The organism is Pelorhabdus sp. sgz311001 (genome assembly GCF_055901755.1).
In genome coordinates, this window is the sequence record NZ_JBVXUT010000001.1 from 763,595 (window position 1) to 781,515 (window position 17,921).

The 17,921-nt window shown below is 42.6% G+C and carries 15 protein-coding genes, 2 tRNA genes and 1 other RNA gene; 17 read left to right on the forward strand and 1 reads right to left on the reverse strand.

The window, feature by feature from the left end; genetic code table 11:
* The first annotated feature begins 34 nt into the window (after positions 1–34).
* The 9 genes from AC0MXB_RS03945 to AC0MXB_RS03985 all read left to right on the forward strand — a co-directional run bounded on the left by AC0MXB_RS03945 (position 35) and on the right by AC0MXB_RS03985 (position 10,522).
* Positions 35–619, forward strand: coding sequence for a DUF502 domain-containing protein (locus AC0MXB_RS03945; protein ID WP_474038313.1), 585 nt, complete (start codon positions 35–37; stop codon positions 617–619).
* Positions 620–674: 55 nt separating this feature from the next.
* The gene (locus AC0MXB_RS03950; protein ID WP_474038314.1) at positions 675–1,976 is read left to right on the forward strand and encodes a hemolysin family protein; all 1,302 of its coding nucleotides are present in this window, start codon (positions 675–677) and stop codon (positions 1,974–1,976) included.
* A gap of 74 nt (positions 1,977–2,050) precedes the next feature.
* Positions 2,051–2,770: a DNA repair protein RecO gene (gene recO / locus AC0MXB_RS03955; RefSeq protein WP_474038315.1), complete on the forward strand. Its 720-nt coding sequence runs from the start codon at positions 2,051–2,053 to the stop codon at positions 2,768–2,770.
* A gap of 35 nt (positions 2,771–2,805) precedes the next feature.
* Entirely contained in the window at positions 2,806–3,237 is a 432-nt protein-coding gene (locus tag AC0MXB_RS03960) for a DUF4342 domain-containing protein (RefSeq protein WP_474038316.1), read from the forward strand.
* 269 nt (positions 3,238–3,506) lie between these two features.
* The gene (gene glyQ / locus AC0MXB_RS03965) at positions 3,507–4,391 is read left to right on the forward strand and encodes a glycine--tRNA ligase subunit alpha (protein ID WP_474038317.1); all 885 of its coding nucleotides are present in this window, start codon (positions 3,507–3,509) and stop codon (positions 4,389–4,391) included.
* Complete coding sequence (glyS, locus tag AC0MXB_RS03970; protein WP_474038318.1) at positions 4,384–6,432, forward strand: glycine--tRNA ligase subunit beta; 2,049 nt, start codon at positions 4,384–4,386, stop codon at positions 6,430–6,432. Before glyQ ends, glyS begins: the two co-directional genes overlap by 8 nt.
* A 204-nt stretch (positions 6,433–6,636) precedes the next feature.
* Positions 6,637–9,024, forward strand: a complete 2,388-nt coding sequence (gene ppsA, locus AC0MXB_RS03975; protein WP_474038319.1) for a phosphoenolpyruvate synthase — start codon at positions 6,637–6,639, stop codon at positions 9,022–9,024.
* A gap of 28 nt (positions 9,025–9,052) precedes the next feature.
* On the forward strand, positions 9,053–9,697 hold the full coding sequence (locus AC0MXB_RS03980; protein WP_474038320.1) for a helix-turn-helix transcriptional regulator: 645 nt from the start codon (positions 9,053–9,055) through the stop codon (positions 9,695–9,697).
* Positions 9,698–9,703: 6 nt separating this feature from the next.
* The gene (locus AC0MXB_RS03985; RefSeq protein ID WP_474038732.1) at positions 9,704–10,522 is read left to right on the forward strand and encodes a pyruvate, water dikinase regulatory protein; all 819 of its coding nucleotides are present in this window, start codon (positions 9,704–9,706) and stop codon (positions 10,520–10,522) included.
* A gap of 75 nt (positions 10,523–10,597) precedes the next feature.
* Here AC0MXB_RS03985 and AC0MXB_RS03990 read toward each other — a convergent pair whose 3' ends face one another.
* Entirely contained in the window at positions 10,598–11,068 is a 471-nt protein-coding gene (locus AC0MXB_RS03990; protein WP_474038321.1) for an LptA/OstA family protein, read from the reverse strand.
* Positions 11,069–11,186: 118 nt separating this feature from the next.
* On the opposite strand from AC0MXB_RS03990, the gene AC0MXB_RS03995 reads away from it, so the two are divergent.
* The 8 genes from AC0MXB_RS03995 to rnpB all read left to right on the forward strand — a co-directional run bounded on the left by AC0MXB_RS03995 (position 11,187) and on the right by rnpB (position 17,907).
* The gene (locus AC0MXB_RS03995) at positions 11,187–12,182 is read left to right on the forward strand and encodes a deoxyguanosinetriphosphate triphosphohydrolase (RefSeq protein ID WP_474038322.1); all 996 of its coding nucleotides are present in this window, start codon (positions 11,187–11,189) and stop codon (positions 12,180–12,182) included.
* A gap of 222 nt (positions 12,183–12,404) precedes the next feature.
* Entirely contained in the window at positions 12,405–14,204 is a 1,800-nt protein-coding gene (gene dnaG / locus AC0MXB_RS04000) for a DNA primase (RefSeq protein ID WP_474038323.1), read from the forward strand.
* A gap of 62 nt (positions 14,205–14,266) precedes the next feature.
* On the forward strand, positions 14,267–15,370 hold the full coding sequence (gene rpoD / locus AC0MXB_RS04005; RefSeq protein WP_474038324.1) for an RNA polymerase sigma factor RpoD: 1,104 nt from the start codon (positions 14,267–14,269) through the stop codon (positions 15,368–15,370).
* A 73-nt stretch (positions 15,371–15,443) separates the two neighbouring features.
* A tRNA-Asn gene (locus tag AC0MXB_RS04010) sits at positions 15,444–15,519 on the forward strand.
* A 47-nt stretch (positions 15,520–15,566) separates the two neighbouring features.
* Positions 15,567–15,641: transfer RNA gene (locus AC0MXB_RS04015), tRNA-Ile, on the forward strand.
* A gap of 62 nt (positions 15,642–15,703) precedes the next feature.
* Positions 15,704–16,420, forward strand: a complete 717-nt coding sequence (locus AC0MXB_RS04020) for a tRNA (adenine(22)-N(1))-methyltransferase (protein ID WP_474038325.1) — start codon at positions 15,704–15,706, stop codon at positions 16,418–16,420.
* Positions 16,417–17,520: a Nif3-like dinuclear metal center hexameric protein gene (locus AC0MXB_RS04025; protein WP_474038326.1), complete on the forward strand. Its 1,104-nt coding sequence runs from the start codon at positions 16,417–16,419 to the stop codon at positions 17,518–17,520. The genes AC0MXB_RS04020 and AC0MXB_RS04025 overlap by 4 nt, the downstream gene beginning before the upstream one ends.
* 39 nt (positions 17,521–17,559) lie before the next feature.
* Positions 17,560–17,907, forward strand: an RNA gene (rnpB, locus tag AC0MXB_RS04030) — RNase P RNA component class A.
* Positions 17,908–17,921 lie beyond the last annotated feature (14 nt).

A 17,921-nucleotide genomic window follows, 5' to 3' on the forward strand; every position in this document is an offset into this window, starting at 1 on the left:
TCAAAATGCTATCATTTGTTAAGAGGGGTGAATCATGAAGTGGGTTTCTAAGTATTTTATGAATGGGTTAATCGTGATTTTTCCGATTGCCTTTACCGTATGGGTTGTCATGCAAATTTTCACATTTTCTGAGCAACTGTTAGGTCAGCATTTGCCAATTCATTTTCCTGGAGTTGGCCTTATGGCGGCCTTGTTGTTTATTATTTTGGTAGGATGGCTTTCTTCTTACTGGCTGATGAAATCACTTCTAGGCTTAGGAGAACGGTTTGTCAACTCCATACCTTTTGTGAAATTTATTTATAACATTGTTAAAAAATTGTCCACTGCTGTATTTAATTCCAGCCAATCTTTTAAACAGGCGGTGCTTGTGCCTTATCCGCATGCTGACTGCAGAGCTCTTGGCTTTATCGTATCAGATGTTTCTGAACCGCTTGCTGAACATTTGCCAGATGAACATGTTTGCGTATTTGTGCCAATGAGCCTTAATCTTACATCAGGCTTCAATATTATTGTGGCGAAAAAGGATATTATTCCTTTAGATGTAACGAATGAAAGCGCGCTAGAATATGTTCTTACGGCAGGCGCCATGATGCCTGAGCGGGTTGGAATGAAAAATTAGGGAGAGATGCTCTATCGATGCTGTAGATGTTCCTCTATATAGCTTCTTTAAACTTTTGATTGCTTTTGCTCTTGTATTGGTAAACGGCTTTTTTGTTACTGCTGAATTTGCTCTCGTGAAAATACGCAAAACTCGGCTCGAAGAATTGATTCACCAAGGCGATAAACGGGCTCCCTTAGCCATGAAGGTCGTTTCAGCTCTTGACAGTTATTTGGGAGCTACTCAGCTTGGCGTAACACTTGCTTCGCTGGGGCTTGGCTGGTTGGGAGAACCGGCTATTTCCAGCTTATTGCAACCTTTGTTTACGGCGTATTTACCGGGATCGCTTTGGCTGCAAAGTTCGATTAGCATAGCAGCCGGATTTACCATTATTACGTTTTTGCATATCGTGATTGGCGAACTTGTGCCGAAATCGATTGCCATACAGCATACCGAAAAAATGGTATTGTTTATTGTTTGGCCGCTCTATATTTTTCAAAAGGTTGGATCACCGATCATCGGCTTATTTAATCGAACGGCTCAGGCTATTTTAAATTTGATCGGCGTGCCACCTGCGACAGAAAGTAATATTGCTTTATCGGAAGAAGAACTCCGCTTGATTGTCAGCGCCAGTACGCGCGGTGGTGTTCTTGATAAGATGGAAAGCGAGCTTATTGATAATGTTTTTGATTTTGCCGATCGCTTAGCTAGAGAAGTTATGGTTCCTCGCCAAGATATGGTTTGCCTCTTTACAGATGATTCTTTTGAAGAAAATATGACGGTTGTTCGTGAGACAAGCCATACCCGTTATCCCTTATGTGTAGAAGACCGTGATCATGTAATTGGCATGGTTCATTTGCGTGATCTGATGGAACTTGATTTAGAACCTGACGAGGAAAAAGATTTAAAATCAATTATGCGGGAAATTCTTGTTGTACCAGAAGGCATGTCTGTGGCGGAACTACTACAGATTATGAAACGAAAACGGACTCACCTTGGGGTAGTAATTGACGAATACGGCGGTACGGCTGGTCTTGTTGCCTTGGAAGATGTTCTAGAAGAAATTGTCGGGAATATTCAAGACGAGCATGACGAAGAAGAAGGTATTGAAATTCAACGCTTGCCTGATGGCAGCTATGAATTTGATGGTAGGGTACTGCTCGAAGAAGTGGCAGAACTGCTGCATATTGATTTGGAAGAGCATGAAGAAGATACAATTGGCGGTTATATGTTTGGACTGTTAGGCCGTAAACCGGAAGTCGATGATACCATGCAACTAGGTCTTTATGAATTTGTGATTTTAGAGGTAAATGGTTTTCGTATCGTTCGCCTTAAGGCGACTCTTATACATAAGGCTGTTGAGATAGAGACAGAATAAACAATTAACAAAACGTTTATAAAAAGCAAATTAGGAGGAAACGCAATGATTTTGCTGATACTGCGATGACTCTTGTGCCCACAAAAGCGCTTGTGCTCCAGGCGAAAGACAGTGGTGACGCTGACAGACTTGTTACTTTCTTTACGGAAGATCAAGGTGTGATTCAGTTGTTTGCCAGGCATGTAAGACGGGCTCGTTCTCCTATGGCTGGAACTGTGCAGCCTTTTGCTTTTTTGGAAATTACTTATGATAATGGCAAGAGTCGGTCTTTGCGGCAATGTTCTTTACTAGAACCTTTTGCTCATATGCGCCAGGACCTTATGGCTATGGCTTATGGCGCTGTTGTAGCGGAAATTGTTGTTCAGTTTTGGCCGGAAGGTGAAGGGGAGCCTGATTTACTGTATCAGTTGCTGGCAATTTTTCGGCTGATGCAAGAGCGAAATCCGCGTCTCGTAAGTCTCGCTGCTGGCTGGCAGCTTTTGCAGCGAGCTGGTTTTGGACCAGAACTTTCCGAGTGTGTTCATTGTCATAATCGTGTGGAATTGCCTTGTCATTTTTCTTCGCAGTTAGGCGGTACTGTTTGCAAAGAGTGTGCTACAGGCGAGGCTTTTTTGCTCAGTGAGAAAGTCTATGAATTGCTCTTAACGTTGCTATCCCTTGATTTTGATAATCCCAGTCATTTTGTTATAATTGGCAGCGATTTAATGCAGCTTGAAAAGTTATTTCTTGATTATTTGACTTGTCATCTTGACAGGCCCTTGAAATCATTGAATTTTATTCACAGTATTGCCTAATCAGCAATGATCATATAAATAGGAGGGATTTAGCCATGGAAGAAAAAGTAACGCTTGAAAAAATTGATATGATTCGTTCTCGCACCAATGCTTCATTTAAAGAAGCAAAAGAAGCGCTGGAAAAACATGAAGGCAATGTAATTGAAGCGCTGATTGAACTAGAAGAAAAGAAACAAAATAGTAAATGGACTGACGAAATTTCTGTGAAATCCAGCGAAGTTGTTGATAAAGTGAAAGATTTGATTCGGGAAGGGAATGTAAATCGAATTCGCATTAAAAGTGAAGATAAGATTCTTGCCGAAATCCCTGTATCACTTGGCGCCATTGGCGCGGTATTAGCGCCGCAAATTGCTGCGCTTGGCGTACTGGCAGCTGTGTTTAAAAAATGCAGTATTGAAGTGGTTCGCAATGATGACATTGTTGATGTAGAACCAACGGAAGAAACAAAGGAACGCCAGGAAGAATAGTTTACGCTTGCTTTTTAAACGCAAATTGGGTAAACTAGGAGTAATCTAAATTAGTTAGCGATGAAGGAATAAAGTATTTTGCCAAAAAGTTAGCGAACTGGGTCAGGTGAAAGCCAGTAATGGCAAAAGAAAGGCGCTCCAGAGCGAAACAGCATTTTATGAAGGCGGGCCAATTTTTGGCCAAGCAGGGTGGAACCGCGGGATAACTTCCCGTCCCTGTAACAGTACTGTTACAGGGACGGGGAGTTTTTATTTTTAGGAGGGATATTGTGACTTTTCAAGACATGATTTTAACGTTACAAAACTATTGGGCCCAACAGGGTTGTATTATTCAACAGCCTTATGATGTGGAAAAAGGAGCGGGTACTATGAATCCTGCTACGTTTTTGCGCGCTTTAGGGCCAGAACCTTGGAATGTAGCTTATGTGGAACCATCGAGACGTCCGGCTGATGGCCGTTATGGTGACAACCCGAATCGGCTATTTCAGCATCATCAATATCAGGTAATTCGCAAACCGTCACCGCCAAATATTCAGGAACTCTATTTGGAAAGTTTGGCAAAACTCGGTATTCGCCACGAAGAGCATGATATTCGCTTTGTGGAAGATAACTGGGAATCCCCGACACTGGGAGCTTGGGGGCTTGGCTGGGAAGTTTGGCTTGATGGTATGGAAATTACTCAGTTTACGTATTTTCAACAGGTTGGCAGCATTGATGTGAAACCAGTTTCGGTAGAAATTACCTATGGGCTAGAACGGTTAGCTATGTACATTCAAGGCAAAGAAAATGTTTATGATTTAGAATGGGTTGATGGGATAACCTATGGCGATATTTTTCACCAAAATGAAGTGGAACAGTCAAAATATAATTTTGAAGTTTCCGATGCAGCCTTGCTCTTTACTTTGTTTGACCAATATGAAAAAGAGGCATTGCGTGTTATTGAGCAAGGTTTAGTATTGCCTGCCTATGATTATGTATTAAAATGCTCTCATGCTTTTAATCTTTTGGACGCTCGCGGCGCGATTAGTGTTAGTGAGAGAACGGCGTTTATCGGTCGCGTACGCAACATGGCCAGACAATGTGCGCAAGCTTATCTTGAATTGAGAGAACAGCTGGGATTCCCCCTGCTGAAAGGAGGACGGGCAAGTGAGTAAGGATTTATTGCTAGAGATTGGTACAGAAGAAATACCGGCCAAATTTATGCCGGCTGCACTGAAACAGTTGGGGAAATTGGCCGGAGAAAAATTTGCTGAACTTAGAATTGATTGTGGTAAGATAGAAACTTTTGGCACGCCCCGCCGCCTAACTTTGCTGATACATGCTGTCAGTGAAAAACAAGCTGATAAAAAAGCAGAAAATAAGGGACCTTCCGTTAAAATCGCCTTTGATGATCAGAATCAGCCTACGAAAGCAGCCCAAGGCTTTGCCAGAGGACAAAAAATTGATGTAAAAGACTTGGTTGTGAAAGACGGCTACGTTTATGCTAACGTTTTTGAAGCAGGTCAGGAAGTTGTCGGTCTTTTACCGGAAATTATGACGGATTTGATTCAGCACATGAACTTCCCGAAAAATATGCGCTGGGCTGATCTTGACATGCGCTTTGTACGACCAATTCGGTGGTTAGTTGCTCTATTTGGCAGCGAGATCATTCCTTTTTCCATTGCCCAAGTGACAAGTGGCCGTGTTACTACAGGTCATCGCTTTTTGGGCGAAAAAAATATTTCGCTGGCAAATGCCGACGAATATTTTGCGAAGCTCAGTGAGAATTATGTCATGGTCGATCCGGCAGCCAGGCGTGAACTGATTACTAAGCAGATTAAAGAATTGGCTGTGGCCCAAGGCGGTACAGCAGCCATTGACGAAGATTTACTAGAAGAAGTTGTTTTTTTAGTAGAATATCCTACGGCACTGTGCGGTCGCTTTGAAGATAAGTATCTGGCATTGCCGCCTGAAGCGCTTATAACGCCCATGCGCGAGCATCAGCGTTATTTCCCGGTGTTTTCGCCAGAAGGCAAGTTGCTGCCTGTCTTTATTACGGTTCGTAATGGCAATGCCGATCATATTGATACAGTATGTCGCGGCAATGAACGAGTACTGCGGGCTCGGCTAGCTGATGCGGAGTTTTTCTATGAAGAAGACAAGAAGATTCCTCTTGATGTAAGAGTGCAGAAATTAAAAACGATTGTTTATCAAGATGGTCTTGGTACGATGTATGATAAAACGCAGCGCATTAAGAAACTAGCAGCCTATGTGGGTGAAATCAGTATTGTGAAGGCCGATGCTGAAACTCTTAGCCGGGCTGGCGAATTATTAAAAGCCGACTTAGCTACAGGCATGGTTTGTGAGTTTACCGAACTACAAGGGACGATGGGCGAAGCTTATGCGCTCCTGCAAGGCGAAACTCCAGCTGTGGCAAAAGCTATTTTTGAACATTATTTGCCGCGTTTTGCCGGTGACTCTCTGCCGACTACTGCGGCGGGAAAATTGCTTAGTATTGCCGATAAATTAGATAATATTGTGGCTACTTTTAGCCGCGGTCTGATTCCTACAGGTTCCCAGGACCCTTATGCGCTTCGCCGTCAGGCTCTGGGAATTGTAAATATCCTTATTGATGGAAAAATTTCGCTGTCTTTATCGCAGTTAGTTCGTTTTACGGCTGACTTGTTAGGGTTAGAGGATGAAAAAATCGCTGCCTTAGAACAGGCCGTACTTGATTTCTTTAGTCTTCGCCTTAAAAATGTTCTACAAGAAAACGAAATTCGCTACGATCTGATTGATACAGTTTTATCGCTTGGCGTAGATAATTGCTATGATTTATGGTTAAAAGCCCAAGCGCTTCAGCAGCTAGTCCAGGCAGAAGAAGCGGTGCCCTTAATTCAGGCGATCGTGCGTGTCAATAATTTAGCGAAAAATGCGCAAAACGATGTTGTGACGAAAGAACTTTTGAGTGATCCGGCAGAAGCTGCTCTGTATAGCAGTCTTTGTGCCGTTAAGGCGGAAATGGCAGCAGCGGCATTTGATTATGCGGCAGCGCTACAAGCTTTGTATCAATTGAAAGCGCCGATCGACGCTTTCTTTGCGGCTGTTATGGTTATGGTTGATGACGAAGCTGTCCGTAATAATCGGTTAGCTTTGTTACGTCAGATTAGTCAACTCACACAGCCTTTTGGCGACTTTGCTAAAATTTTAGTTTGATTTTCTTTGCTAAATGAAAAAGTAATTAGTGTATACTATAAATCACCTCCGAACAACGGTTTTTGTTCGGAGGTGATTTTTTTTATAAAAATAGTGAAAAAGTCAGACCATAAAGCAGGAGATAGAGAATTTATATAGTATATACTATATAAGCTTATAAAGAATAATAGAGTATGCTATTTTATGGCGTATAAGGAGGATATTATGCAGGAAAAAAGTGAAAGTCTTATCTTATGGTTTGACGAAATTTGCAAGGAAGAAGTTGCTTTAGTGGGTGGTAAATCAGCATCACTAGGGGAACTTACATCAAAAACGAAAGTTCCCGTTCCGTTTGGCTTTGCAACAACGGCGTATGCTTATCGCTTATTTGTCAAAGAAAGTGGCGTAGGTGAGAAAATTGCTGATCTGATTGGTCAATTAGATGATGTCGAGGATAGCTATATGCTGCGCAAGGTAAGTGCAGCTATTCGTGAAGCAATTATGCAGGCGACGATGCCTGCTGCTATTGCTAAGGCAATTGAAACGGCTTATCAAACTTTGGCAAGCAAAGTAGGGCAAGAAAATCCTTTTGTGGCTGTTCGTTCTAGTGCAACGGCGGAAGATTTGCCTGATGCTAGTTTTGCCGGGCAGCAGGAAAGCTATTTGAATGTACAAGGCGTTTCCGATGTGGTAGCAAGAGTTAAAGAATGTTATTCATCAATGTTCACAGATCGAGCGGTTTATTATCGTGCCAAGAAAAAATTTGATCATCTTGATGTTGCTTTAAGCGCTGTAGTACAAATGATGGTTTTTTCCAAAGCTTCTGGCGTTATGTTTACTGTTGATGTGGCAACAGGTGATGATCAAAATATTCTTATTGAAGGTTCTTGGGGCCTTGGCGAATATATTGTGCAAGGAACCGTAACTCCCGATAGTTTTCTTGTTAAAAAATCAGATTTAACGATAGTAGACAAGCAAATTCACGATAAACCCATCATGCTAGTACGTAAGGCCGATGGTGGTTGTGAAGAGCAACAAGTACCGGCAGGACAGGCAAAGGCGGCAGTGTTGACTGATGAGCAGGTACGGGAGTTAGCGCAGCATGCTTTGGCAATTGAACAACATTATGGTTCCTATATGGATATTGAATGGGGCATTGACGAACGGGATGGGAAACTTTGGGTTTTGCAAGCGCGGCCTGAGACAGTATGGTCAAGAAGGAATAAAGAACGAGGAGGCAATATGATGCAGCAAGGAAAAGAGCAAGTTACAAATCGTCGTGTAGTAACGAAGGGGTTGCCAGCAAGTCCTGGACGGGTCAGCGGCAAAGCACATGTCATTCTAGATCCTAGTCTCATTGATCAGTTTAAAGAGGGGGAAATTTTAGTCACGGAAATGACGGCCCCTGACTGGGTTCCAGCCATGAAAAAAGCGAAAGCCATTGTCACTGATGCGGGCGGGATGACTTGCCATGCTTCCATTGTTAGTCGCGAGTTGGGTATCCCTTGTGTTGTTGGCAGCAAAAGCCGCGGTGTAGCAGGAACGACTGCTATTGAAGATGGCATGGAAATTACTGTTGATGCTACAAACGGCATTATTTATGAAGGTTGTATTGATGATCTTGTAAAACCAACTGTTACAGAAGTCGCGACAGCGGCACAAGAAACTTTCCCGGTAACAGGAACGAAAATTTATATGAATCTAGGCGATCCTGACTTAGCAGATCGTTATAGTTCGCTTCCTTGCGATGGAATCGGTCTAATGCGTGAGGAATTTATCTGGACAACGTCGATTCATGAACATCCGCTTTACTTAATTGAAACAGGACGGCCTGACCGAGTGATCGAAGCATTATCTGAGGGGATTCGTAAGGTTTGCCAAGCTTTGGCGCCACGGCCAGTTACACTACGTTTTAGCGATTTTAAATCAAGCGAATATCGTGATCTCAAGGGTGGCGATAAGTATGAACCTTATGAACCTAGCGCTTTATTAGGCTGGCGCGGCGCTTCCCGCTACTATGATCCTGTATACACGGAAGCGTTTAAGTTAGAGTTAAAAGCGGTTAAAAAAGTACGCGAAGAATTTGGTTTTAAAAATTTGAATGTAATGATTCCTTTCTGCCGAACTGTAGACGAAGCGGCTAAAGTTACGGAATTAATGGCCGCCGAAGGACTGAGACGAGGACCTGATTTTAAAGTATGGCTTATGGCTGAAATTCCAGCGAATATTATTTTAGCGGATCAATTTAACGCCTTTGTCGATGGTTATTCTATTGGATCGAATGATTTGACGATGCTGACTCTTGGTTGTGACCGCGACAATGAAACAGTATCGCATATTTTCAACGAACGTAATTTAGCAGTACGTCGGGCGATTCGTCATTTAATTGAAGTAGCTCATCGTGACGGAAAAACTGTATCGATTTGTGGGCAGGCGCCGAGTGTTTATCCGGACTTTGCCGAGTTTTTAGTGAAGAGCGGGATTGATTCCATGTCGGTAAACCCTGATGCCGTAAAATCAACGAGGAAACTCGTAGCACAAGTGGAACAGCGTCTTGTTCTCGATAAATTAACTGGTAGAGGAATTGCTGATAAAGAGGATTATACCTGGTAAAGGGCGAATTTCCTACTCAAAGGGAGTGATGGCTGCGCTTACCGCAAGACAAGAAAAAATTGTAGAAATTGTTCGCCAGGAAGGCCCAATTTCCGGCGGTGTTATTGCCGAAAAATTAAATGTAACAAGAGCTGCGCTGCGTTCTGACTTGGCCATCTTAGTCATGTCCGGGCTGATTGATGCTCGTCCTAAAGTCGGCTACTTCTATGTGGGAAATCATACGCTGCGTGTCATAGCAGAAGAACTGGATCGAATCGTAGTTGGCGATATTTTATCTGTTCCTGTTGTAGCGCCTGCGGACTGCAGTGCTTATGATGCTGTTGTGACTTTATTTTTAGAAGACGTAGGGACTTTGTATATTGTGGAAAAAGGCGGCATCTTATCAGGCGTTGTCTCCCGCAAGGACTTGCTCAAAGCCTCAATCGGCGCTGGCGATTTACAAAAGATGCCAGTGAAAATGCTGATGACGCCAGTTCATAAGCTCGTTGTCACAACGAAGGAAGAGTCTGTGCTTGTGGCGGCGAAGAAATTAATTGATCATGCAATTGACAGTCTGCCTGTTGTACAACAACTGATGCAAGATGGCAAAGCAGTTACGGAAATTGTCGGTCGACTTACCAAGACGAATGTGACTCGATTATTTGTTGAAATCGGGGAAGAAAAAAGGAGGTAATGAAAAATAGCCACTTTACCGGTTATTTATGCTTTATCTGATTCGATTGGCGAAACAGCGGAAATGGTTGCTCGTGCTACAGCCAGCCAGTTTGATTCAGGCCTATTTGATATTATTCGTGTTCCTTATATTAATTCGGAAGAACAAATTGCTGAAATTGTCAGGGAAGCGGCGCAGCGAGAGAACTGCATCATTTGCCATACTCTCGTATCCTCTCATTTGCGTGAAGCTCTTTTGGTGATTGCTGAACAGCACCATATTCGGACCGTTGATATTATGGGACCTATGATTACGACTGTTCAGGCAATGTCAGGTTTACAGCCAAAACTAAAACCAGGCTTGGTGCATAAACTGGATCAGGACTATTTTAAGCGGGTTGAAGCCGTCGAATTTGCTGTAAAATATGATGACGGCAAGAATGCTTGGGGATTATTGAAAGCTGATATGGTGATTATCGGTGTATCTCGTACTTCAAAAACACCGCTAAGCATGTATTTGGCTCATAAACGTCTCAAAGTAGCGAATGTACCGCTCGTGCCGGAAGTGCCGCCGCCGCCGGAATTGTTTCAAGTTTCGCCACATCGCATCGTCGGTCTGATTATTGATCCCTTTAAGCTGAATGAAATTCGTTCAGAACGTCTTAAAATTATGGGGCTTGCTTCTGATGCAAGTTATGCGAATTTAGAGCGCATCTCGGAAGAATTGGAATATGCGAAAGCAATTATGCGGAAGACCCGTTGTATTGTGATTGATGTTTCCAACCGGGCCATTGAAGAAACGGCGAATCGAATCTTGGAAATTGCTCAAAAAAATGAAATTATTTAAAGAAAATCCCTGTTTCTATTTAGAAACAGGGATTCTTTGACTTATTTATTACCCAGACAGGAACAATTCTCTTTGCTAGAGAATTGTATCTGTTACTACATTATATTTAACTGATTCATAAGTCTTTGTGTCTTTGTCTTTTTTGACTTCTACATGACCCGTGAATAGGGCTTCTTTAGTTTTCCAGTTAAAAGTTACTTGATCCGCTGTAATTGTTAAGTCTTTTCGCAAAAAAATAATATTTCCTGTAATATCTGCTTTACTTTGTGCTCCTGAAACAAAGACGCTGTCACCGCTGAATTTAATATCGCCGTCATTTACTGTAATGCCGCCAAGGCCAGTGACTTCTAAGGTTGCCATATTTACTCGGGCTGTCCCAGCTGTTATAATGCGTGAACCTGCTTCGATATATACATTCCCTTCCAGATTATAAAGACCTGTTGTTATGTCAAAATAGGTTTTATCAGCTGTGATCGTTGGTTTGGCTAGGGCTGTACTGGAAAGAATAAGTAGAGCTATTAGAATTAACATGAATTTTTTTATCATATAAGTCACCATCCTTACTGCTAGTATAGCAGAAATAGAAGGTGATTGTCATGTTTGCTAGTTTGGTAAAAATACCAAGTCTTTTAGTCGAAAAGATTAGCAGGGAAGGGTGAAAGTTATGAGTGTGAGAGAATATCTGGAAAAACTAGAATTAACGGTTCTTTCGGAACGAGCGGCAAAAAGCAGCCAGTCGCAAAAGGCGCGGCAAGAGGAGCCTTGTCCATTTCGCACCGCCTTCCAACGAGATCGTGATCGCGTGATTCATTCGAAATCGTTTCGGCGCTTAAAACATAAAACGCAAGTTTATATTTCGCCGGGCGATCATTATCGCATGCGCATGACTCATAGTTTGGAAGTGGCTCAAATTTCTCGCACTATTGCCCGTAGTCTTCGTTTAAATGAAGATTTAACGGAGGCGATTGCTTTAGGTCATGACGTAGGTCATACTCCGTTCGGCCATGCCGGTGAATTTGCGCTACGTGATTTTTCCGGCCATTTTAACCATAATGAGCAAAGTCTTAGAGTGGTACGATATTTAGAAAAAAATGGTCAAGGATTGAATCTTACTAAGGAAGTGGAAGATGGAATTTTGTGTCATACTGGTCCGCAGAAACCGAGTACCTTAGAGGGGTGTATTGTTCGAATCGGTGACCGTATTGCTTATTTATGCCATGATTTTGATGATGGAATTCGTGCTGGAATGTTAAAACCATCTGATTTACCACAACAAGTAGCCAGTTTATTTGGTCGCAATCCTTCGCAGATGATTACAGCTATGGTTTCTGATATTGTGGAAACGTCAAGCAAAGCTGATGAAATTACCATGTCGGCGGCTGTGCAAAAGGCCATGGATGAGTTTCGCGAATTTATGTTCGAAACACTTTATTTTTCTCCGGCGCTTCAACTAGAACGAGAGAAGGCGAAATTTATTATTTTAAGTCTCGTATCGCATTTTTTAAAAAATCCACACAAATTACCGGAAGATTTTTTAGCAAGAGAAGCGCAGTGGGGATTGAAAACGAGCGTAATCGACTATGTGGCTGGTCTGACAGACTTATATGCAATTCGACTATTTGAAGAGTTTTTTTTACCGAAAAAATCAGGGTACCAATAATGGTAGAAGATTTTGTCTGCTTTGAGCGAAGAAAAATTTTTTGTCAAGAGGAAAAAGAGGATTTATAAAACTTATATGGAATAGTAATATATCCATAAAAAAAGAGTCTAAAATCCTGCTTGACAGAAAGCAGGATTTTGACGTGAGTTGTAGAATATACTCAAAACTTAATAATGCCTTAAGGGCTACAAGGAAGAATCGCTTACACGATAGGGGATCTAAATGAAGAGTACAAATGATGATTTCGTCGATCGTCTGCGAAGCGAAAGTGATATAGTTAGCGTTATATCAGATTATGTGCCTTTAAAAAAGAAGGGAAAGAATTTTTGGGGATGTTGTCCCTTTCATCATGAAAAGACGCCATCTTTTTCGGTTACGCCTGATAAAGGTTTTTTTTACTGTTTTGGCTGTGGTGCTGGCGGCAATGTTTTTAACTTTCTCATGAAGATTGAAAACATTGATTTTTTTGATGCCGTTAAGCTGCTGGCGCAGAAGTTAAATATCCCTTTACCAGAACGAGAAAAAACCGATGCGGAACGAATGAGAGAAAAGCAAATTGCTCGCTTAGTTCAGGCAAATCAGTTGGCCGCTGATTTCTATCATTCTTGTTTGACGCGGACTAACTATGGTAAAGAGGCGCTTGATTATTTGATGGATCGTCAAATTACGCCTGAAATTATCGAGATTTTTCAATTGGGGTTTGCGCCGCCTTTCTGGAATAAATTGAGTCAGGCCTTGCTTGAGAGAAGTGTTTCGTTGGCAGTTTTGGAAGAAAGCGGATTGGCTGTTAAGAGGCAGTCGGGTGATGGCTTCTATGACCGTTTTCGTAGCCGCATTATTTTTCCTATTGTAAATTTACGAGGCCAGCCGATTGCATTTGGCGGACGCGTTCTTGACAACAGTCAACCTAAATATCTCAATTCACCAGAAACGCCAATTTACAATAAGCGACGAGAGTTGTTCGGTCTTGATAAAACCTACAAAGCGATTCGCGACCAAAAGAAAGTTGTTATTGTAGAAGGTTATTTTGATGCAGTGAGTCTGTATGGCGCTGGGATTACTTGTGTTGCAGCATCATTAGGAACAGCTTTTACGGCGGAACAGGCCAAAGTGTTGCTGAAATTTACTGATGAATTTTATTTTGCTTATGACAGTGATGCGGCTGGACAAAATGCTACGAGTCGAGCTATTATTACGGCTAGCGAGGCTGGGGCGAAAGTAAAAATTATTCAAATTCCCGATGGTAAGGATCCTGATGAATATGTGCGGCGTCATGGTGGACAAGCTTTTGCCGCACTTATGGATAAGGCGTTAACGGCTATTGCTTATGAGGTGGAAAGGGCGCTTGGCAGCATTGACCATTCTCACTTAGAGGGAAAAGCTGCTGTAATTTCACAGGTTGTTCCATTTTTGGCGCAAGCTCATAATGCCGTAGAGATAAATGCTCATATATCACGATTAGCTGCTGTTTTAACAATTGACGAAGGAACAATTCGGGAAGAGTTAAGAAAATATCCTTTACAAGCTAAAAAGGATAAAACTGTAAAAGGCGGATATACTAGTAATGTTCTTTCTCTTGCTGGCCCCAAAGTAGGGGCGGCAGAACAGGCAGAACGTCATCTAATGCATTTTTTGTTTCAAGATGCGTCGATATTACCTTATGTAGAATCAATGCTTGGGATAGGGCATTTTAGTAGTCCGGTTCGACAGGAAATTATGGCAGCGCTTAGTTCTGATTATAGTGCTACAGGTAAAATTGATCCTGAAGGGATATCTCTTCGCTTGAGTCAGGCAGCGGCAGCTGAATTATCAGGCATTATGCTGCTAGAGACTCCTTGTGAAGATAAGGTGCGCCTAGTAGACGACTATATTCGAGCCATAGAACTTGCTTTTTTGAAAAATCAATATGAAGAGCATCGGTTAAAAGCCGATGAATTAGAACGCATGGGGGATAGTCGCTTTTTGCAGGAATTAGCAGAGAGCCAGCGAATTAAACATGAAATTAATAAATTATACCAATGAGAATTTTAATAAGTATCAATCGGTCATGCTGACCGCCATCGGCCTGGGGAGGGGGGAATAAAATGACAGAGAAAAAGAATCAGACGACTGATCATGTTAATGAATTGCTGCACCGCGGTAAAAAACGCGGAGGTGTGCTAACATATGCAGAAATTATGGATACTTTTCAGAGCGATGACTTGACACCTGATGAGATTGATGATGTGTATGAAATGTTCACGACGAAAGGTATTGAAATTGTTGATGAAATCCCTGAGGCAGAAGGACCTGGCACAGCTGACATAGAAGAAGAACAGGCGGAAGAGATTGATATTGACCTGTCAATTCCTGAGGGAGTTACGATTGATGATCCTGTGCGCATGTATTTGAAGGAAATTGGGCGTGTGCCGCTGTTAACTGCCGATGAGGAAATCTTATTGGCAAAACGCATGGAAAAAGGTGATGAAGACGCCAAACGTCGTTTGGCTGAAGCGAATTTGCGCCTTGTTGTAAGTATTGCGAAACGCTATGTGGGTCGAGGAATGCTATTCCTTGATTTAATTCAAGAGGGAAACCTTGGCTTGATTAAAGCCGTGGAAAAGTTTGATTATAATAAAGGCTACAAGTTCTCTACCTATGCAACTTGGTGGATTCGTCAGGCCATTACGCGGGCCATTGCCGACCAAGCGCGGACGATTCGTATTCCAGTGCATATGGTTGAAACTATTAATAAATTAATTCGCGTATCGCGACAGCTTTTGCAAGAACTTGGCCGGGAACCAGCGCCAGAAGAAATTGCTAAAGAGATGGAAATTACAGTTGAGCGCGTACGGGAAATTATGAAAATTGCCCAAGAACCAGTTTCCTTAGAAACTCCGATTGGGGAAGAAGAAGATTCCCATCTTGGCGATTTTATTGAAGATCAAGAAGCGCCAGCGCCAGCTGAGGCCGCTTCATTCATGCTTTTAAAAGAACAGTTAGAAGAAGTTTTAGAAACTTTAACTGATCGTGAGAAAAAAGTACTGCGCCTTCGCTTTGGTCTTGATGATGGGCGTGCTAGAACACTGGAAGAAGTCGGTCAGCATTTTGGCGTTACAAGGGAGCGTATTCGTCAGATTGAAGCGAAAGCTCTAAGAAAATTGCGTCATCCTAGCCGTAGCAAGAAATTAAAGGATTTTCTGGAATAATTATCATCTTTTCTATGAAGTTTCTTGACATAATAACTTATTTTGTATTATAATATATCCCGTTGGTGACTATTCCTTGATAGCTCAGTTGGTAGAGCAATCGGCTGTTAACCGATCGGTCGTAGGTTCGAGTCCTACTCAAGGAGCCAAATGATAACAAAACAGGCTTTCTTCGGAAAACCTGTTTTCATATCTTGGGCCTATAGCTCAGCGGTAGAGCAGCCGGCTCATAACCGGCTGGTCCCTGGTTCGATACCAGGTGGGCCCACCAGTTGAAATAATGCGGGATTCTTGCAAAGCAAGAATTCCGTTTTTCTTTGTAAAGGGGAGAAAATGATGAAATTGAATGAAAGACTGCGTCAAATAGCCGCTTTCGTTCCCCAAGGTGCTAGAATCGCTGATATTGGCACAGATCATGCTTATTTGCCCGTGTTTCTTGTGCAGCAGAACGTGGTTTCTTGGGCCATTGCTGGTGATGTTCATGAAGGGCCCTATAAAGCTGCTTCGCTTACTGTTCGTCAAGCGGGGCTGTCTGATAAAATTTCTGTACGTTTAGGCGATGGCCTAACTGTAATTGGTGAAGATGAGATCGATGCAGTAGTGATTGCCGGTATGGGCGGGCAGACAATGATTGAAATTCTCCAAAAAGGTGAACTCTGGATAAACCGTCTTACGACGCTTGTGCTACAGCCGATGGGAGCTGCGGGCGCATTGCGTTTATGGCTGGTAAAGCACGGTTGGAAGCTAATCGATGAGGCGCTTGTAATAGATGATGACCGTCTTTACGAAGTGATTTGTGCTAAGCGCTCAATTTCCGGGCAGGGGACTTTGTCGGTAGAGACAGAAATTACGGAAGCTGAGAAAATTCTGTATGAAGTTGGTCCAATTCTGCTAAGAAAGCAAGATCCCTTGCTGTCTCAGCATATTGGTCAAAAAATAAATGATACAAAGCGGATCTTAACGCAACTGAATAATGCCGGTATTGGGGCGCAGGAAAAGACGATTGTCTTAAAAAGACAGCTACAACAATTAAAGGAGCTTTTGCCATGACAGTAACCTGTGCAAGTGTAATGCAGGCTATGGAGAATTGGGCGCCTGCTTATCTAGCGGAAGAATGGGATAAGATTGGCTTGTTTGTAGGAGCAAAAGAACAGCCTGTGAATAAAATCATGACAACTCTTGATGTGACGCTGGCTGTCGCCCAGGAAGCGGCAGAGTGGGGGGCTGATCTGATTGTTTCGCATCATCCTTTCTTATTTAAGCCTTTGAGCAAAATTGATACAAACAGTGAACAAGGGAAAATTGTGAAGCTGTTGTTAACGCATGATATTGCTGTTTTTTCTGCTCATACTAATCTGGATTGTGCTCGTGGCGGCGTAAATGATGTGTTAGCGCAACAATTAGGTTTGCGCAATATACGACCTTTTATTAGTGGTTATGAGCAACCTTTCATAAAATTAGTCACTTATGTGCCGCAAGAGGCTTTTGGAGCTGTTTGGCAAGCCGTGACTTCTGCCGGAGCTGGCCATATTGGGCAATATAGTCATTGTACCTTTGCTGTAGAAGGAACTGGCTCTTTTTTGCCGCAAGCAGGGACTAGTCCTTATTTAGGAAAAGTTGGCAGCGTTGAAAAAGTGTCAGAGTTACGCCTTGAAACTATTTTGCCAGCGGCTAAAAAACAGCTGGTTTTAGAAGCTTTACTTTCGGCTCATCCTTATGAAGAAGTAGCCTATGATTTGTACTCATTGGAAAATAAGGAGAAGTTTCCTGGCTTAGGTCGACTCGGGACTTGTTCTAGTCAATCGATAGCTGATTTTGCTGCTTTGGTTAAAACAAAACTTGGCTTATCATCCATTCAGGTTATTGAGGGAGATGAAGGCTTAGTGGAGACAGTCGCTGTTGTCGGTGGCAGTGGTGCGGAATTTTTCCGACAAGCAAAAGCTTTGGGGGCGCAAGTTTTGGTAACCGGTGATGTAAAGTACCATGATGCTGTCGATGCGAAAGCCTTAGGAATTACGCTGATTGATGCAGGTCATTATGGAACAGAGGCTCCTGTTGTGCCAGTTATCGCGGAATATTTACAGAGTTGCTTTTCCAAAATTATTGTAACTACAGCTTCTTGTCAGAAATCTCCTTTCTCAGTTTATTGACAGAATCACTTTAATCTACTATAATTAAAAAGCTGTTTATGAGTATGAAAGATGATCGCGAGTACTTTGTATTCGAGGAAAGTCCGAGCTCCGTAGGGCAGGGTGCTGGATAACGTCCAGCGAGGGTGACCTTAGGGAAAGTGCCATAGAAAAGAAAACCGCCGATTTTTCGGTAAGGATGGAACGGTGCGGTAAGAGCGCACCAGCAACCAGGTGACTGGTTGGCTTGGTAAACCCCACTTGGAGCAAGACCGAATAGGGAAGGGATGAAGTTGCCCGCAGAACCTTCCGGGTTGTGTCGCTAGAGCTTCTAGGCAACTAGAAGCGTAGATAGATGATCATCACCGCTACGGCGGAACAAAACTCGGCTTATTGATTACTCGTAACTAAAAAACCGCTGT

Bases quoted from the DNA above. Each gene is read 5' to 3' on its own strand.
- AC0MXB_RS04025 (WP_474038326.1), top strand. From the start codon at position 16,417: ATGACAGTAACCTGTGCAAGTGTAATGCAGGCTATGGAGAATTGGGCG.
- ppsA (WP_474038319.1), top strand. From the start codon at position 6,637: ATGCAGGAAAAAAGTGAAAGTCTTATCTTATGGTTTGACGAAATTTGC.
- AC0MXB_RS03945 (WP_474038313.1), top strand. From the start codon at position 35: ATGAAGTGGGTTTCTAAGTATTTTATGAATGGGTTAATCGTGATTTTT.
- AC0MXB_RS03995 (WP_474038322.1), top strand. From the start codon at position 11,187: ATGAGTGTGAGAGAATATCTGGAAAAACTAGAATTAACGGTTCTTTCG.
- AC0MXB_RS03990 (WP_474038321.1), bottom strand. From the start codon at position 11,068: ATGATAAAAAAATTCATGTTAATTCTAATAGCTCTACTTATTCTTTCC.
- AC0MXB_RS04020 (WP_474038325.1), top strand. From the start codon at position 15,704: ATGATGAAATTGAATGAAAGACTGCGTCAAATAGCCGCTTTCGTTCCC.
- dnaG (WP_474038323.1), top strand. From the start codon at position 12,405: ATGAAGAGTACAAATGATGATTTCGTCGATCGTCTGCGAAGCGAAAGT.
- AC0MXB_RS03980 (WP_474038320.1), top strand. From the start codon at position 9,053: ATGGCTGCGCTTACCGCAAGACAAGAAAAAATTGTAGAAATTGTTCGC.
- rpoD (WP_474038324.1), top strand. From the start codon at position 14,267: ATGACAGAGAAAAAGAATCAGACGACTGATCATGTTAATGAATTGCTG.
- AC0MXB_RS03960 (WP_474038316.1), top strand. From the start codon at position 2,806: ATGGAAGAAAAAGTAACGCTTGAAAAAATTGATATGATTCGTTCTCGC.